The 14,307-nt window shown below is 59.9% G+C and carries 20 protein-coding genes and 1 pseudogene; 10 read left to right on the top strand and 11 right to left on the bottom strand.

Annotated elements, in window-relative coordinates; all coding sequences use genetic code 11:
- Positions 1–48: 48 nt before the first annotated feature.
- The 3 genes from BDB13_RS28410 to BDB13_RS28400 all read left to right on the top strand — a co-directional run bounded on the left by BDB13_RS28410 (position 49) and on the right by BDB13_RS28400 (position 1,793).
- Positions 49–1,197 carry a Rieske 2Fe-2S domain-containing protein gene (locus BDB13_RS28410; RefSeq protein ID WP_094275406.1) on the top strand — a complete coding sequence of 383 codons (1,149 nt, stop codon included), beginning with the start codon at positions 49–51 and terminating at the stop codon, positions 1,195–1,197.
- Between the two features lie 32 nt (positions 1,198–1,229).
- Entirely contained in the window at positions 1,230–1,409 is a 180-nt protein-coding gene (locus BDB13_RS28405; protein ID WP_094275405.1) for a hypothetical protein, read from the top strand.
- Positions 1,410–1,574: 165 nt separating this feature from the next.
- Complete coding sequence (locus tag BDB13_RS28400; protein WP_141210735.1) at positions 1,575–1,793, top strand: hypothetical protein; 219 nt, start codon at positions 1,575–1,577, stop codon at positions 1,791–1,793.
- Between the two features lie 32 nt (positions 1,794–1,825).
- Here the strand turns inward: BDB13_RS28400 and BDB13_RS28395 are convergent, their stop codons facing one another.
- Together BDB13_RS28395 and BDB13_RS33660 are read right to left on the bottom strand one after the other, a co-directional pair.
- Positions 1,826–2,017, bottom strand: a complete 192-nt coding sequence (locus BDB13_RS28395) for a helix-turn-helix domain-containing protein (RefSeq protein WP_303396293.1) — start codon at positions 2,015–2,017, stop codon at positions 1,826–1,828.
- 18 nt (positions 2,018–2,035) lie between these two features.
- On the bottom strand, positions 2,036–2,284 hold the full coding sequence (locus BDB13_RS33660; protein WP_369597489.1) for an integrase core domain-containing protein: 249 nt from the start codon (positions 2,282–2,284) through the stop codon (positions 2,036–2,038).
- An 81-nt stretch (positions 2,285–2,365) separates the two neighbouring features.
- Here BDB13_RS33660 and BDB13_RS28385 point away from each other — a divergent pair, with 81 nt between their 5' ends.
- Positions 2,366–3,004: a hypothetical protein gene (locus BDB13_RS28385; protein ID WP_094275402.1), complete on the top strand. Its 639-nt coding sequence runs from the start codon at positions 2,366–2,368 to the stop codon at positions 3,002–3,004.
- 62 nt (positions 3,005–3,066) lie between these two features.
- Here the strand turns inward: BDB13_RS28385 and BDB13_RS33235 are convergent.
- From BDB13_RS33235 to BDB13_RS28370, 5 genes and pseudogenes are all read right to left on the bottom strand, one after another.
- A pseudogene (locus BDB13_RS33235) lies at positions 3,067–3,198 on the bottom strand (SOS response-associated peptidase); the annotation flags it as partial.
- Positions 3,197–3,388, bottom strand: a complete 192-nt coding sequence (locus BDB13_RS28380; RefSeq protein WP_094275401.1) for a hypothetical protein — start codon at positions 3,386–3,388, stop codon at positions 3,197–3,199. The pseudogene BDB13_RS33235 and the gene BDB13_RS28380, both read right to left, overlap by 2 nt.
- An 18-nt stretch (positions 3,389–3,406) precedes the next feature.
- The gene (locus BDB13_RS32365; RefSeq protein ID WP_176459771.1) at positions 3,407–3,667 is read right to left on the bottom strand and encodes a hypothetical protein; all 261 of its coding nucleotides are present in this window, start codon (positions 3,665–3,667) and stop codon (positions 3,407–3,409) included.
- Positions 3,668–4,127: 460 nt separating this feature from the next.
- A complete protein-coding gene (locus BDB13_RS28375; protein ID WP_254923095.1) occupies positions 4,128–4,625 on the bottom strand; it encodes a hypothetical protein in 498 nt (165 codons plus the stop codon).
- 83 nt (positions 4,626–4,708) lie between these two features.
- A complete protein-coding gene (locus tag BDB13_RS28370; RefSeq protein WP_094275400.1) occupies positions 4,709–5,161 on the bottom strand; it encodes a hypothetical protein in 453 nt (150 codons plus the stop codon).
- 373 nt (positions 5,162–5,534) lie between these two features.
- Between BDB13_RS28370 and BDB13_RS28365 the strand changes: the two genes are divergently transcribed.
- Positions 5,535–5,891, top strand: a complete 357-nt coding sequence (locus BDB13_RS28365) for a histone-like nucleoid-structuring protein Lsr2 (protein ID WP_094275399.1) — start codon at positions 5,535–5,537, stop codon at positions 5,889–5,891.
- A gap of 485 nt (positions 5,892–6,376) precedes the next feature.
- Here BDB13_RS28365 and BDB13_RS28360 read toward each other — a convergent pair whose 3' ends face one another.
- The gene (locus BDB13_RS28360; RefSeq protein WP_094275398.1) at positions 6,377–6,874 is read right to left on the bottom strand and encodes a hypothetical protein; all 498 of its coding nucleotides are present in this window, start codon (positions 6,872–6,874) and stop codon (positions 6,377–6,379) included.
- 212 nt (positions 6,875–7,086) lie between these two features.
- On the opposite strand from BDB13_RS28360, the gene BDB13_RS28355 reads away from it, so the two are divergent.
- From BDB13_RS28355 to BDB13_RS28345, 3 genes are all read left to right on the top strand, one after another.
- The gene (locus BDB13_RS28355) at positions 7,087–7,518 is read left to right on the top strand and encodes a hypothetical protein (RefSeq protein WP_094275397.1); all 432 of its coding nucleotides are present in this window, start codon (positions 7,087–7,089) and stop codon (positions 7,516–7,518) included.
- Positions 7,454–8,230, top strand: a complete 777-nt coding sequence (locus tag BDB13_RS28350) for a hypothetical protein (protein ID WP_254923094.1) — start codon at positions 7,454–7,456, stop codon at positions 8,228–8,230. The genes BDB13_RS28355 and BDB13_RS28350 overlap by 65 nt, the downstream gene beginning before the upstream one ends.
- Positions 8,231–8,306: 76 nt before the next feature.
- Positions 8,307–8,534, top strand: a complete 228-nt coding sequence (locus BDB13_RS28345; RefSeq protein WP_094275396.1) for a hypothetical protein — start codon at positions 8,307–8,309, stop codon at positions 8,532–8,534.
- 405 nt (positions 8,535–8,939) lie between these two features.
- Here BDB13_RS28345 and BDB13_RS28340 read toward each other — a convergent pair whose 3' ends face one another.
- The 3 genes from BDB13_RS28340 to BDB13_RS28330 form a co-directional block, all read right to left on the bottom strand.
- A complete protein-coding gene (locus tag BDB13_RS28340; protein WP_141210734.1) occupies positions 8,940–9,533 on the bottom strand; it encodes a hypothetical protein in 594 nt (197 codons plus the stop codon).
- 374 nt (positions 9,534–9,907) lie between these two features.
- A complete protein-coding gene (locus tag BDB13_RS28335; protein WP_094275394.1) occupies positions 9,908–10,627 on the bottom strand; it encodes a DDE-type integrase/transposase/recombinase in 720 nt (239 codons plus the stop codon).
- 318 nt (positions 10,628–10,945) lie between these two features.
- Entirely contained in the window at positions 10,946–11,323 is a 378-nt protein-coding gene (locus BDB13_RS28330; protein WP_141210732.1) for a hypothetical protein, read from the bottom strand.
- A 270-nt stretch (positions 11,324–11,593) separates the two neighbouring features.
- Here BDB13_RS28330 and BDB13_RS28325 point away from each other — a divergent pair, with 270 nt between their 5' ends.
- Positions 11,594–12,103, top strand: a complete 510-nt coding sequence (locus BDB13_RS28325) for a septum formation family protein (protein ID WP_176459770.1) — start codon at positions 11,594–11,596, stop codon at positions 12,101–12,103.
- Between the two features lie 956 nt (positions 12,104–13,059).
- Complete coding sequence (locus tag BDB13_RS28315; protein WP_094275390.1) at positions 13,060–14,217, top strand: acetyl-CoA C-acetyltransferase; 1,158 nt, start codon at positions 13,060–13,062, stop codon at positions 14,215–14,217.
- Positions 14,218–14,307: the final 90 nt, after the last annotated feature.

Raw genomic sequence — 14,307 nt, 5'->3', positions numbered from 1 at the left:
CGGAAATCTACCCTTGACACGTTTAATCAACTTCGCTTAACTGGGGTCATGGAGCACCCCGTCAACGACGAATACCGCGAAATAGATTCGGCTGCACCACTCGACCGATACGCCAGAGGGTGGCACTGCCTGGGCTTGTCCGAGCCCTACAAGGACGGCAAGCCCCATTCGATCCACGCGTTCGGAACCAAGCTGGTCGTGTTCGCCGACAGCAAGGGTGACCTTGCCGTCCTGGATGCGTACTGCCGTCACATGGGCGGGGACTTGAGCCAGGGCGAAATCAAAGGCGACTCCGTGGCGTGTCCGTTCCACGACTGGCGCTGGGGAACGAACGGCCGGTGCACGGAGATCCCTTATGCCCGAAGGGTTCCGCCACTCGCGAAGACTCGTTCCTGGCACATTCTCGATCAGGACGGGATGCTGTTCGTCTACAACGATCCGGAGGGGAACGCCCCGCCGCCCGAGATAGCGCCGCCGCGAATTCCGGGAGTCACGTCCGATGACTGGACCGGGTGGAAGGGCTTCACACAAATTGTGGTGCAGACCAACTGCCGCGAACTCATCGACAACAACGTGGACATGGCCCACTTCTTCTACGTGCACGGCTCCTTCCCGACACACTTTCGTAACGTCTTCGAAGGGCATGTTGCGGCGCAGTACATGAACGGGCTTGCGCGAGAGGATGTTCGACCACCCGTCAGCGACGGTCAGCCGACGCTGATCGGGAATACGTCGAAGGCCGCCTACTACGGTCCTGCTTTCATGATCGACGAGTTGACCTATCACTACGACCAATTCGACATCGAGTCCGTGCTGCTGAACTGTCATTACCCGATCGATACCAACAGTTTCGTCCTCACGTACGGCGTCATCGTCAAGAATTCCCCCTTGTTCGACGCTGCCGCCGCGGAACAGATGGCCGAGAGCATGGGCAGATACATCACCAAGGGCTTCGAGCAGGACGTCGAGATCTGGAAGAACAAGACCCGCATCGAGAATCCTCTGCTCTGTGATGGCGATGGTCCCGTCTATCAACTTCGCCGGTGGTACGAGCAGTTCTATGTCGACGTTGCAGACGTCAGCGCCGATATGGTCGAGCGTTTCGAGTTCGAAGTGGACATGAGGACCCCGATCGAAACCTGGCGCGCGGTGGTGGCGGAGAGCATTGCGGGACGCTCGGTCGAGGTAGGACATTGACCGACGTCGAGTGCCGTCGGTGTGGCAACGTCGTGACCGTTGAGAAGTCGAGCTGGCACCAGACGTCCGTCCAATGGAGCACGGCGAGCGCCACCGCGTGCCCGGCTCTGTCCGAGCAGGACGACATGCATCCGGCATTGCGCATGTGCGTCGACGTTCATGCGAGCATTAAGGCCGCGGCGGTCGAAGGGCTGATAGGAGGTTTGGACTGACTCCGAAACCTGGTCGAACGCGATCACGCCCGCGCCGTGTCCGCCTTTCAACGGCGCCTAGGGCGCTACCGGTTTGGAAGAAGGAGCGCCGGGGCCGAAACACACGGCTTGAGAGACCGTTCCCACCTGCGAATATGGGAGACTCGGCCAAGTCGGGGCCTTGGGGTGCCCGCCGAAGGACGCATGCCGGGCATGGGCTCGCGCGAAGAGCGAAAATCCCGACTGTTGTTGCGTCTCTACACCGTATTTGCCGAACCCGACATGGTCGAACAGTTCGAGCACCGGGTCACTCATGGTTTGTGCGCGGTTGATGACGAGAATTTCCTTTGTCGCACCATCTCGCCGAAACAGGCGGTCCAGCAAATTCTTCCGCAAAGATCCTGACCTGCACCATGCGCGTGAGAATCAGCCGGGCGCTACCGTTTGAGATGTCGGTACAGCGTCGATCTTCCGACGCCGATGATTTCGGCGATGTCGGTCAGTTGCATGCCGTTTTCCCGCATCCTTTGTGCCTGTGAGAGTTTCGTCGACGTCATCTTCGGTGGCCGGCCACCGGTACGGCCGCGGGCGCGGGCTGCGGCGAGACCGACCTGTGTCCGTTCCCGGATTTTGCAACTGAAAGAGGCCTATGACAGCGGGTCCCGGGCTTTTTGCTTGAGTCGTTCGTAGGGTGTCTGCCCCGACAGGGCGCCGTGGGGTCGATCGTAGTTGTAGTGGTCTTCCCATTGCTGGAGGTGTTCGGCGAAGAGGTTCGTATCGTCGATGACTGCACCTTGCGAAGTTTCCGCGCGGGTTCCTAGATATGGGTTGAGGTTGCCCGTTGGCCGGTAGGTCGAGAATGGGTCGGACGGTGACCTGTCCCAGCAGAAGGACATCGACAACCGCATCCCGGCGCGTGATCGTGGTGCACCACACGCTGGGTAGAGTGAATCTGGGGTGAGCGTTACGGTCTGACAATGAGTCCGATTGAATTCGAGCTTCCGGATCCGGCCGCAGCACATCGGATGCTCGCGGGGTGGGCGGCTGCTTACGCGGCAGTTTTCTCCTCTTCCGACCTACATTCGAACTTCACCATCGAAAACAATCGAGTCACTTATCGTGACGGCGGCGGATCGCACTTCGACTTCATTGCGCTGCCGGGCGGTCGTGCTGCGATCTTCGGTTTCGATCGGCACTGTCCCGATCCTGCCTTGGAAGGCGGCCGCGCCTTCTTGTGCGATCGCGGCGCCGAACACTGGTGGCTCGAAACCGTAAGCAACGACGAGATCCTCAACTTTGCCTACGGATACGAGGCCGGGCGGTGGACAGCTGTTGGACATGATCCGACGCGTGTTGTGCCCTATGTGCTCGCACCGGGCTCGTCTCAGGAGCCCAATTCAGCGCTCTCATCTCTCGCGGACTTCCTCGAGCAGGCATCGGAAGACCTTCTCGGGCAATCGGTACGCGGAGATGACACCACTCTCCGCGCGCTCTTGAACGCTGGATCGGATCTCGACGAGCTGACCCTTCGCGCAGCGCTGGTGGGTGACTACGAGTATCTGCAGGATGGGCTTGAAGCCGCGGCTCTGTTCCTGCCCAACGACACTCCGCGGTGATTTTTAGGTCAGCGCAGCCACGCGAAAATCACCAGTCATCTTGGGCATCAATGGAAGTGCGGTCAGACCGGATCCAATAGTGAAGGGTTGTTGTTTCGAGGGCTGTTGACTGCAGTCGAGACTTCGTAGGGCTCGAGATGCGGTTCCGGAACGGAATTGATCATCGCCTGGACCTCGTCTTTGTCGGTGAGATCACCTGGACCTCGTCTTTGTCGGTGAGATCAGTAAGCCGAGCGTCAGAAATATGAGCGCGAGCACTGCGGTACTGGTGGCGGCGCATGTGAGCGTCCGGTGTCCGGCGATCGCCAGCGATGTGACCTGCAGCGCAAAGGAGAGTAACCCGGTACCGACGGCGGTGACCAGGAAAAGTTGAGGTACGGCCACGGCGGAGTCCAATCCTGTTCATTGTCGACGGAACAGCGATCCGATCACGCCGCATTCGACGTCGACGACGAATTCCACGACTGTTTCGGCGACGCGCTCTCCGAAGCGGCGGAGTCGACCGGGATGCGCGGTAGCCATTTCGTCGGTGCCCGTGTGGGATTCAGAGGACGCGTGGGAGTGTAATTGAGATGTAGCGCTGCCGGGCTCCGCTACGGCGACTCGATCCGAATGTTGTTCCGCCGCCGGACGTGGCTGCTGTTGCGCGGACATTGGGTTCACACGGCATGTGCGGGCTCCTTTTGTCGGCGATCGCCCCGGTGCAGCCGGTCGAGGGTCGCGGGTTTCGTTACCGACAGTCAACGCCCTTGCGTGAATATTCAGCAATCATTTTGTGTAGTTCGAGAGTGAAATCACACGGGGCTGAAAGCGTTCTTGTTCTTGAAACCTTGCAGCACGCTGCGGTGCGCGCGCCCCGCCGAGTTCAGGTGACCACCTGCTGGGTTATGTGATGGTTACCCAGAATGGTCGCCCCCGACCTGTCTGGGGAGAAGCGTGGTTTCATGCGCCGAGTCCGACGTTGGTCCAGATGTCGAGGTAGGTGGAGTAGTCGACCAGGTACGGAGGCTCGTATGACGACCACACCACCCCTCTGACGGCGTCCCCGCCGAGGTGCAAGCAGAGGTATCCGCCGCCGCCGGAGCGGAATGTAGCGACGCAGCGGGAGGGATCGGGGTACTCGTCAGGGGGGGAGACCGTCCAGGATTCCCCATTCGAATGTGTCGATGCGAAACATGTCCCGAAGCGGCAGAGGCCCGACCGTTCTCCCAGCGATGTCGTACCAGCCGTTGTGAAGGTGGGTGTAGAACTGTGTCAGGCTCGCCGGAAAATGTTGCCACACCGCAGGGACGTCGTCGTTCTCGGTGACTGGCCGCCCACCGAGGTAGTACATGTCATCGCCGTCGGCCGCCGTCATCCGGTACAGGAGAAACCATTCACCCTTAGATGTCAGCAAGGCGACGTCGGCGAGACTGGCAGTGATCGTCTTGTAGGTGTCGGACATGATCGGTCGCCCGAAGTGGTTCCACCGCTTCAAGACTTCCGCTACGCGCCCTGCACGGTCCCCGGCGAGCGTGTGCAGCCAGTGGTCCGGTAGTTGCCGGCGGTCCTGCGCTGTGAGGTCGTCGACCCCGACCAACTCAGGTGTGGCGACAAATCTCGCAACATGCGCCAGATCCACTATTCCTCCATCTGCGAAGTCGAGTTACTTGTCGGTGTTCGGCATTGACCCGTGCGCTTCTCGGCCACTCATCGCTGACGTGGTCACCGGTTGGGTTGGTGGTCCTTGTCCCAGGCGTAGTGAAGGGAGGGCCGCACTTGAGCGAAGGTGTCGATGACTTGGTGGACTATTCGCTCGATCGCGGCCGCGCCGTGCAGTGGTGAACCATCCGAACTGCCAAGTTCTCCTTCTTCGATTGAGCCGGCGGCAGATCGGATCTCCAACACTGCACTGTCCGCGACTATTAATCCGTAGCCCCTGGCAGTCTCAAGCTCGGTGGTGGGGTCTCGATGTACGAACGTGCTTGTTAGTCGGCCCGGTACGGGAAGAATCACTATGCCGTCTTCGACTGCTCTACCGATCACCACCTCGGCGAGCTCAACAGATGGCGCGAACGGGATATGTGGGATCTCGCCGCGCACGTACGCAGCTTCCAGTTCCGCTGTCGAAGCGTCTACAAGGCCGGACGGGAGCCAGGTACGCGCCCACTGCAACACATCACCCGCGATCAGGAAAGGCCATGTGCGGGAATTGAACTCGGCCTATGCCTGCTCCCACGCTATGCGTTGACGCTCGTAGAACTGCGTGCGCGCAGTGGGAACCTCAGGCGTCTCGACCTGTATTTGAGTCGACTCCTGTGGTTCTGTCGGCTGCTGTTGCCGTTGAAACCACCTCCGCACTGACCAGCCCATACTTCGAGTATGGCACTTGCCTCCCGCTCTGGCGTGGCGGTGCTGTCGCGGCGGGGACCTGGGTAGCACTCGGCCCTCGAGGTCGCTCGAGGTCGCTCGAGGTCGTCTCGGTGCCGGCAAATGGGTTGCTAAGGTTACCCGGTTATTGGAGAGATTTCTATCGAATTGGGGACGATGCATGGCTGAGAGAGTTATTCGCCAACTTATCGACGATCTCGATGGTAAGCCGATCGATGACGGGTTCGGCGAGCGCATCCAATTCTCGTATCAGGGGTCGGATTACCTGATCGATCTGCGGCCGACGAACGTCGACAAATTCAACGCCGCCCTCGAGCCTTTCGTGAAGGTAGCGGAGAAGGCCGGAAAGGCGCGTCGAGGCAGTAAAGCTGATGCGACGGAGAAGGTTACCGGTTCAGGTCGCTCGAAAGAGCAGTTGCCGGCAGTCCGGGACTGGGCAGTCAAGAACGGTTACGACGTGGCTCCGCGGGGACGGGTCAAAGCGGAGATCCTCGACGCCTTCGACGCTGCACGCTGATTCGATCCGTTTGATACGACGGCACATTCACTGCTGATGTGAGAATTGGTGTGCAATGAGAATAGTTTCTCGCACACCATCAACGGCCTAGCCCTGCGTGGATTCCGCCACCGTTGACATCTCCGTTGCGAACTTCGGGTGTTTCCAACAGAAAACACCCGCGCGTTACGCGCCTATCCGCAGTCGAAGCGTGTCGCAGTCGGCGCTCGAGCACGCTGTGGCGCAGGCGTTTCGCCGAAACAAGCGGGGCACATGTCGGCGCCGACTGCCCACCGCGAACAACCGCGATTAGACGCAGTCATCTCCGGGTACAGTTCCGCAAGCAGCCTGCAGAGTGCGCGCATACAAATCCAGTCGGTCCACCGTCGACGTCTTGCGCTCATTCTGCAGGCTGCATTCGCAACTGGCAGACCAGTGCATTCCCCGAGTTCCCTTGCAGGTGAGTAGGCCCGGCAACGGAAGCATCATCGACGGCGGTACATAGCTCACTCCTCGTTGAGCCAGACACCGTCCGTGGCTTTGATCTCGCGGATCATTGATGGGCCTCCGGTGGGCCAGGTCTGAATGAGGTACTCCTCGGTTGGGGTATCGACGTCGAGGTCCCAGTGGGTGGCTCGGCCACGGGTGGCGATGCGGAAATGGCGAGCTCCGCTAGGAGAGGTGAGTTCGCCGAATTCTTCGACGATTTCGTTCTCCAAGGTGATGAAGAGCATGGGTTCGCGGCACACGACGGTGACGTCTTCGACGTTGTCCCATGCGTCGAGATCGATGTATGGCCCACCGTTTTCGAAGATGTGGTCTTCGCCGGACAGCAGTTCGAGTGTGACGTTGACAGGACCGTAGGCGATGCCGGTGTGAACCGAGATGAGATTGTTGCCGGCGTCGAAAACCTGCCCCGTGGTGTACGTGTCCGTGGGATCGGCGTCGGCCGCGGAGATGAGAAACGTATGGTGCCCAGCGCTGATCAAACCGGTGATCGTCATCCGTCGATTTAAGCAGCTGAACCTTGCCGTTCCGTTGATCCGCCTCAGCGGAACGGATTTTCGCGGGAGCACCGATCACGTCTAGCGCGGCTGAAAAATCCGCTGACGACGCGACGCGCCACTATCATCGCCGGCTCGTACAGCCCGATCACCGCGAACGCCGCAATCAACAACCCCGACCCTGTGGTTAGCGTGCGGGCATACTAGGCGTTATGAGCTACAACCTGGTGTTCTGGGCCGGAGGCGATGATCTCGACCCCGACAACGTCTACGCGCGGATGTACGACGAGCACGTCAGCGGTATCGATGCGGTGGACCGGGACCGTGTCTTGCGGGCGTTTGCGGATCTCCCAGGCTGGACGTGGGACGGGCAGTTCCTGCGCCCGCCCGGGACTAACCCCGAAGGAACGCCGGCGTACGACGTGTCCATTGGTGAGCAGTTGATCGAGTTCATCGGCTACAGGTTCCAAGGCGAGCATTCAAACGAGATCATCGACGCGATACGCCACTCGGCTACCGACTCTGCGACCCGCAGATCGGCGAACGATTCGCCTGAGCCGCGCCGGGAGAGAAGTGAAAATGCCGTCGTCATCACTGCGCCGAACCACCATGGACGGACTGACCTTGAGGGCCATCTCGTCTAAGGGGCCGCCAGCAGCCGAAATTGTCACCGCCGCGCTCGTTGTTCGTTCGCTGCAGTTACTTCGCGACATCGACCCGGTCTTCGGCGTCGACCTCTATCAGTCGGTAGGTGACGATCTCCCCGACGATGCGACAGTCGAGCAGATGCTCGCCTCGAATGTCCGGCAGGTCCTTGTGCCGCCGACGGAAGAATCGATCGAAGCCGCATTGATCGAGAGCCGACGATCACCCTACGCCGCCGGCGGAATGTTTCCCCTCTCGCTTCGAAGGCACATAAGCCTGTACTCGGATGCCGGAGATATCCACGTGTTGGCCGTTTTCGGGGACAATTCAGGTGCGGGAAGTTTCGTCTGCACTTTCGCCGACGAATCCCGGATCACACTGGCATTGAGACTCGTTCAAGGACTGACCGATATCTGGGATGCCCACACAGCGGTCCTCTATCGGCGAGCTGAGTCACCGGTACAGCGCTATGTGCCAGGCGGTGCGACCATCGGCAGCTGCACCTACTTGGGTCAAGAGTTCCCAATCGACGAAACACAGCTCCCGCCCACCGTGGAGGCATTTCCGTATAGGGACGGCACCGTCGTCATCCAGCGCGATCTATCCGCGCCGTTGGCTTCCGATGACATCCGGAGCATCCGTGCTGCGGCTAGCCTGCCGACCGAACGACCGGAGATTCGGCTACCGAAAGGCTCACGACGGGTGTTGTAACTCCTGATGGCATTTCCGGGGGAGGCGCCGTACCGGAACGATCTCACTGAATCGGCGCAGATTTGCTGGACTTGTGATGGATATCTTGGGAGATGACATGGGGTTTCGTGAGGATTCCATAGCGATTGCCATCAGCGTGGGGAACGGGTACTTCAGGGGCAACGTATGTCCCAAGAACGCTGACGCGTTCACCGTTGTCGAATCACTTGGCAGCGACGACCACGGAATGTTCGAGTACCCAGTGTGCGGCTGGTGCGAGCACTTACGGGCGAGCGAGATCGCTCAAAAGGACTCCGACGAGTGACGCGCAATTCTGAACGGAGGGCCACGGCGGACAAGGCTGTCGAGTGACAGTTGGACTTGGCGTTCCACGGGTTGGGGAGCAGGCTGCCCACCTTGCTGCGAGTGACCTACAGGTTGGTGGGCGGCCCGTCCGCGACTCACCCGAACCGTGTCCTCACGATGTTCTGTGGGGGCCATCCCGGCGTTTCACCCACCGTCTCGGAGGATGTGAATCGTCATCGGAGTTGTCCTCCGCCGGTGCTCTGACCTGCAGTGTGACAACTGCCGTGACGACGTTCCGACGCGATCATGGTCAAGATAGTTGGCAATTGTTCGCGGACCCGCCGCATTACTTCCGGCGGACTGCAACTCGGCCGACCAGGTGGACACTGCCCCCGCACCAGCGCCGGGCGGCGAAGTAGCTGCGCTACGCCTCGCGGTCCGCGACACGCGCGAGCAGCCGATCGCCCCCGGCGCGGAAACGGTCACCGAAATCGCGGGCGAGTTCGGGGCCCTGCAGGGCGGCAAAGCTGCGCGCGTCGAGCTCGGGATCAGCGTAGTCCGCGGAGTGCAGCCAGATCCACACGTCATTCCCCGCGGCATCGCGAAACTCGCCATCCGCCTGCATCCGCTGGATCGCACGCACGATCCGGTTCTCGTATTGCAGCCGGAGGGCATCATAGGCATCTGCCTCGAGCTCTGTCCCCGTACCGTCGATCAGTGCCTGGGTGCCAGAGAGCGCCCAGATTGCGCTCGTTACCCGCCCTGGCGCGGCATCGTCCGGGTCTTCAGCGCTGAGCGGCCACTCCGGCGGACTCCAGGCCCACTGCGCCTTGTCTGCGCTCGACCCCTCGAGCCCAGCGGCCCAGGTTGCACCGGCCCCGGCAACGAAGAAGCCGGTGAGGTCTTCGACCATGCCGCAGGCCACCATCGCGAGCGAGTCGTCGGCATCGCGGAGTTCCGCGATGCACGCGCGGAGCGTAATGAGGATCGCCGCGTCGAGGCTGGCAAAGTCAAACACGGGCTCACCGTAACAACACCAGGAGACGGCGCCGAGCGTGACGCCGGCCCCGCCGTCGACTTGCACTGGCTGAGCATCAACGTCGGTATCGGAGGTGGAGTGGGTATCAGCTGACAACGGCGCCAGCCATCGGGTCGCGGATCGCACTGATCGGCGACCCGTTGCACGTGCTGAGTCTTGCGGCGGGCGCCCGTGTGGGTGCAGCCTGGTTGCCTGGTGCACCGGGGTCGTCGCCGGGTGTCCGCCGTTCGGGGATCTCGGAGATCGGGGTGCGGCCTCTGATCTCGTATTACTCGTCTCGCTGCATTCATGGACGGCTCACTACGGCCCGGTAAGGTGCGCGCTATGTGTCAAGTCAAGTGAGACAGTGACGTTCAGTTGATCTGCGATTCGGCAACGGGTTCGTTAATAAAGAATACGGTCGGCATTTCAGGTGGACTCGGCCGGCGCGAAAACCGGGCTGGGTTCGCGACGTAAGCTTCATTCAGAGTGATCTGACGGGCTTCGTCGACCGCGTCTGCAGTCCCGAAATGCACCGATGCCGGAGTATGCCACGCAATTCCCGAATGACGGTGAATGTGGTTGTACTCGTTGAAGAATCCTTCCAAGAAAACTCGTGCATCATCCAGTGTTGCAAACGATTTCGGGAAGTCGTGTAAGTATTTCAGTGTCTTGAATTGGGCTTCCGAGAATGGATTGTCGTTCGATACTCTCGGTCGTGAATGCGATCGAGTGATGCCGAGGTTGGTGAGCATTTCCGACACCAATCCGGAAGTCATCGAGGTGCCCCGGTCGGCGTGGACGGTGTGCGGGGCGATTCCGTTGCGTTCGATTGCTTCGGAAATGAATTCGGCTGCCAGTTCAGCACTTTCGTGTGCGGAAACGATCCATGACGGGTTGTATCGGGAGTAGATGCCGATGAGCACGTACAGGTGAAACCACACGCCCTTGGTGGGCGCGCGGAGTTCGGTGATGTCCCAGGTCCAAACCTGCGAAGGTCCGTTTGCGAGTAGTTCGGGGATCGCCTTCGGTGGATGTGTCGCTGTTCGTCGGCGTTCACGGTTTTGACCTGCCGCAGCGGCGATCCGGTACATGCTCGACACCGAGCACCAGTAGTTTCCCTCGTCGAGTTCCCGCGCCCATATCTGACATATGGCCAGTTCAGAATACTTGTCGCTGTTGATCGCCGACAGAACTTGAGCGCGCTCGGATACGGTGAGTGCTTGGCCGTTGTCCGGGACTGTCCTCGGTTTCTTGGGGCCCAGAAGGGGTGGTTGCTGCTGCCGGTAGTGGGTGGCGCGGGATCGTCCGATCAGGACGCAGGATCTGCGGGTGGGGATTTCGGCGGCTCGCAGGTCGGTGAATGTGCTGTTCAGTGCGTCTTCGGTAAGGGCGGTGTGTCCGTGCTCTCTTCAGATGGATTCCAAGAGCACGTGAAGTTTTCCCATGCTCTCGAGTGCGGCCTCCGTCTGTGTCAATTGCTTTGCCAGACGAGCGTTCTCGCGTGTCAGGCGGGCCATTTCCTTGCGTGTGACAGCGTCGGTGTCGGGATTGGTCGCGGCTTTCGGTTGCGACTTCCCGACCGCTGCCGTTCTGGCTTGGGCCCATTCTCGGAGCTGGGATTGGTACAAACCTTCGCGGCGCAGGACTGCAGATTTTTCGCTGTGTGGGGCGTTGCTGTATTCGTCGAGGATGTTGTTGCGGTATTCGGTGGCGAAGGTTCTCCGGGTCGGTTTCGGTGCGGGATCTTCCGGCGAATCGGGTGTTGTCGTAGGGTTCGGGCTGGTCATCGGTGATGCTCGTTTCATGCCCTCAGTGAGTGATCTCGGTTGCGAAGGGTTGCTGGAATGAAGGTTTTCCTGCCTCCGCGTGTCTCACTAAATCCTGACAGCGAGGGACTTGTCGGTGTGAAATCGGCGGGAACAAAAAGCTGAGTCGCCCGCTTCAGACGTTAGTGCCGCGTCATTGCTGGGATAAGGGTTAGGTACTGTTCCAACGACTGGTAGCTTAAAGTGTGCTATCGGCAGAATTCTAACTAGGGGTTTATCAGTATGAAATCGATGGTTCGGAACACCGGCTTGCTCGCATTCGCTTGTACTGCATTCGTCCTCACCGGATGTGCAAGCGGCGAGGGTGACAAGAACTCGGCGGGCACCGCTAATACCTCGTCTATTGCCGGAAAAGAGGTAGCCGTCGACGACGTTAACCTGTTTGACATCTCGGTTGGTGATTGTCTGGTCGATGACATCGTTACAGGCTCCGGGGATGAGGTGTCAGGCGATCAGAAGAAGGTCGATTGTGCGGCCCCGCACTACGCCGAGGTGTATTCGAACAAGGTGATGACCGAGTCCACGTTCCCCGGATTGTCGGTCGTGGAAGCCGATAGCGAAAAGCTATGTGAACGGGCATTTGCCGACTTTGTGGGTATGTCCTTCGATGAGTCGACGTTGGATATCTCGTACATGTACCCCACGTCGGACTCGTGGATCAGTGGAGATCGCGAGATCCTTTGCCTCATTGCTGATCCCGCCGGTGACACTGAGGGTTCGCTGCGTGGAGTGGCGCGCTAGTCCTGCGAAGACGATGACGGTGCCGCGGGGCTGGGAAAGTGCGATACGGTACGCCGTCGGCAGTAGGACAGCGTCAGATGTGTATGTGTGGTTGGCGTGTGTGCGTGGTTGACGCTCGACATGAAGCGATCGACCAGCAGCCCTGACTTAACTCCCCGGATGATCAGGATCATTCGGGGAGTTATTTACTGGTGTCTGTGAACGACGGGCACTGAGATTAAGCCGGCAGCGCAACGCCGTGTCCATGAGGGGCACCTTTCGACCGGGCGAGTTCATCACGTTGACCCGTCACCTTCTGGCGCGCCAGAGGTGAATATCTTTGTGAGAAGGTGAATATCTTTGTGAGAAAATGGCGCGATGTCATTGACGAAACCCGCCGTCGCCTTGCATATCTCACGAAAGTGATGCATTTGGATCCTGGTGTAGAAGAGAGCTTGGACTACTTCCGTGAGGAGTATGCAGACGTATTGCTTGACTCGATTCTGATCCCAGGTGAACCCGATTCGGTGAGTGCATAGCTGATGTGGGACGTGTTGATCGTCCAGTTCGCGAGTGATGGTTTTCAACCGTCGTTAACCCACTCCAAGCAACTTGACAACGTCTCGCCGGCGGCGAGACGGGCGATGGATTCATCGAAAACGCTTGCAGGGGAACCAGGTTGGGAGTTTACGGCTGATGCTGGCGTAGGCTCCCGTCGCCATGCAAGGAGAAATCGATACCGATTTCGTGTTCGTGCCGGACCGATAGGTGGGCGTCATGTGCAGACTTGCCGACCTTGATTGCGGTAAATGACGTGTGATCTCGTTCGCCGTCCGGCAGCCGGATTCTTGCCGCAATTCTTCGCAGCGCGGGGACGAGTATCCGAATCGCAATCCTTCGCCAAGCAAATGCTTGGTTGCTACATTGGATGAGAACGAAGAATCCGCCAGAGAGATTCGAACCTCGAAGGAGCCGGAATGGTTGCACCCCAGGCCTACATCGTTGACGCACTCCGCACACCCGTGGGCAAACGGAACGGCTCGCTCGCAGGTGAACATCCAGCGGATATGGGAGCCCACGTGATCACATCGATTCTCGCCCGCACCGAACTCGACCCCATGGCCGTCGATGATGTGATCTTCGGCTGCGTTGACTCGATCGGGCCGCAGTCGGGCAATATCGCCCGCACTTCCTGGCTTGCAGCCGGGCTCCCTCTCGACATCCCGGGGACAACCGTCGACCGACAGTGCGGGTCGTCGCAACAAGCCATACATTTCGCGGCGCAGGCAGTGATGAGCGGGACGCAAGATGTGTTGCTCGTCGGCGGCGTACAGAACATGTCCGCGATTCCCATCTCTGCCGCGATGCGCGCCGGCCAGGACTACGGATTCGCCACACCCTTCAGCAAGTCCCGAGGGTGGACTGCGCGATTCGGCGACGCTGAAATATCGCAATTTGTCGGTGCCGACCTGATTGCCAAGAAATGGGGCATCAGTCGAGAAGATATGGAGCGATGGGCGCTACAGTCGCACCAACGTGCCCACACTGCCATTGCCAGCGGCCGATTCGAGCGTGAGACAGTTCCTTTGGGTGACTGCGTCGTTGACGAATGCCCACGAGAAACATCCATGGACAAGATGGCTGCTCTGCCAGCGTTGCGCGAAGGATCATTGCTGACAGCTGCTGTGGCTTCACAGATCTGCGACGGCGCATCAGCGGCCCTGATCGTCTCCGAAAAAGCTTTGAAGGTCCACGGTTTGAAGCCGAGAGCGCGCATCCATCACATGAGCGTGCGCGGCGATGATCCGATGCTGCAGCTGTCGGCACCGGTTCCGGCAACGAAGTTCGCACTAGCGAAAACCGGCATGACGATCGACCACATGGACACCGTGGAAATGAACGAGGCCTTCGCCTCGGTGGTATTGAGCTGGCTGATCGAAACGGGCGCGGATCCGGCCAGGGTCAACCCGAACGGTGGTGGCATCGCGTTGGGTCACCCTCTTGGAGCTACTGGCACCAAATTGTTCGCGACGATGCTGCACGAGTTGGACCGCATCGAGGGACGATACGGACTCCAAACAATGTGCGAGGGCGGCGGGACCGCGAACGTCACTGTCGTCGAGCGGCTGAGCTGACACTTCGAGTGTGTCCTGGCTGGCGTCCCATACGTGATCATGTTGACCGGCAGATTCCATTGGTCGTCGCGACACAGTGAATGTGGAGGA

The organism is Rhodococcus sp. OK302, from assembly GCF_002245895.1.
Classification (GTDB): Bacteria; Actinomycetota; Actinomycetes; order Mycobacteriales; family Mycobacteriaceae; genus Rhodococcus_F.
Note: the sequence above shows the minus strand (reverse complement) of the source record. Positions and strands in the feature narration are given on the sequence as shown.

What these genes read in the sequence shown, in the direction of transcription:
- BDB13_RS28360 (WP_094275398.1), bottom strand. Translation starts at nt 6,874, where the DNA reads ATGACGATCACCGGTTTGATCAGCGCTGGGCACCATACGTTTCTCATC.
- BDB13_RS28325 (WP_176459770.1), top strand. Translation starts at nt 11,594, where the DNA reads ATGGTTCGGAACACCGGCTTGCTCGCATTCGCTTGTACTGCATTCGTC.
- BDB13_RS28365 (WP_094275399.1), top strand. Translation starts at nt 5,535, where the DNA reads ATGGCTGAGAGAGTTATTCGCCAACTTATCGACGATCTCGATGGTAAG.
- BDB13_RS28335 (WP_094275394.1), bottom strand. Translation starts at nt 10,627, where the DNA reads ATGTACCGGATCGCCGCTGCGGCAGGTCAAAACCGTGAACGCCGACGA.
- BDB13_RS28385 (WP_094275402.1), top strand. Translation starts at nt 2,366, where the DNA reads ATGAGTCCGATTGAATTCGAGCTTCCGGATCCGGCCGCAGCACATCGG.
- BDB13_RS28350 (WP_254923094.1), top strand. Translation starts at nt 7,454, where the DNA reads ATGCCGTCGTCATCACTGCGCCGAACCACCATGGACGGACTGACCTTG.
- BDB13_RS28315 (WP_094275390.1), top strand. Translation starts at nt 13,060, where the DNA reads ATGGTTGCACCCCAGGCCTACATCGTTGACGCACTCCGCACACCCGTG.
- BDB13_RS33660 (WP_369597489.1), bottom strand. Translation starts at nt 2,284, where the DNA reads ATGTCCTTCTGCTGGGACAGGTCACCGTCCGACCCATTCTCGACCTAC.
- BDB13_RS28410 (WP_094275406.1), top strand. Translation starts at nt 49, where the DNA reads ATGGAGCACCCCGTCAACGACGAATACCGCGAAATAGATTCGGCTGCA.
- BDB13_RS28355 (WP_094275397.1), top strand. Translation starts at nt 7,087, where the DNA reads ATGAGCTACAACCTGGTGTTCTGGGCCGGAGGCGATGATCTCGACCCC.
- BDB13_RS28345 (WP_094275396.1), top strand. Translation starts at nt 8,307, where the DNA reads ATGGATATCTTGGGAGATGACATGGGGTTTCGTGAGGATTCCATAGCG.
- BDB13_RS28330 (WP_141210732.1), bottom strand. Translation starts at nt 11,323, where the DNA reads ATGACCAGCCCGAACCCTACGACAACACCCGATTCGCCGGAAGATCCC.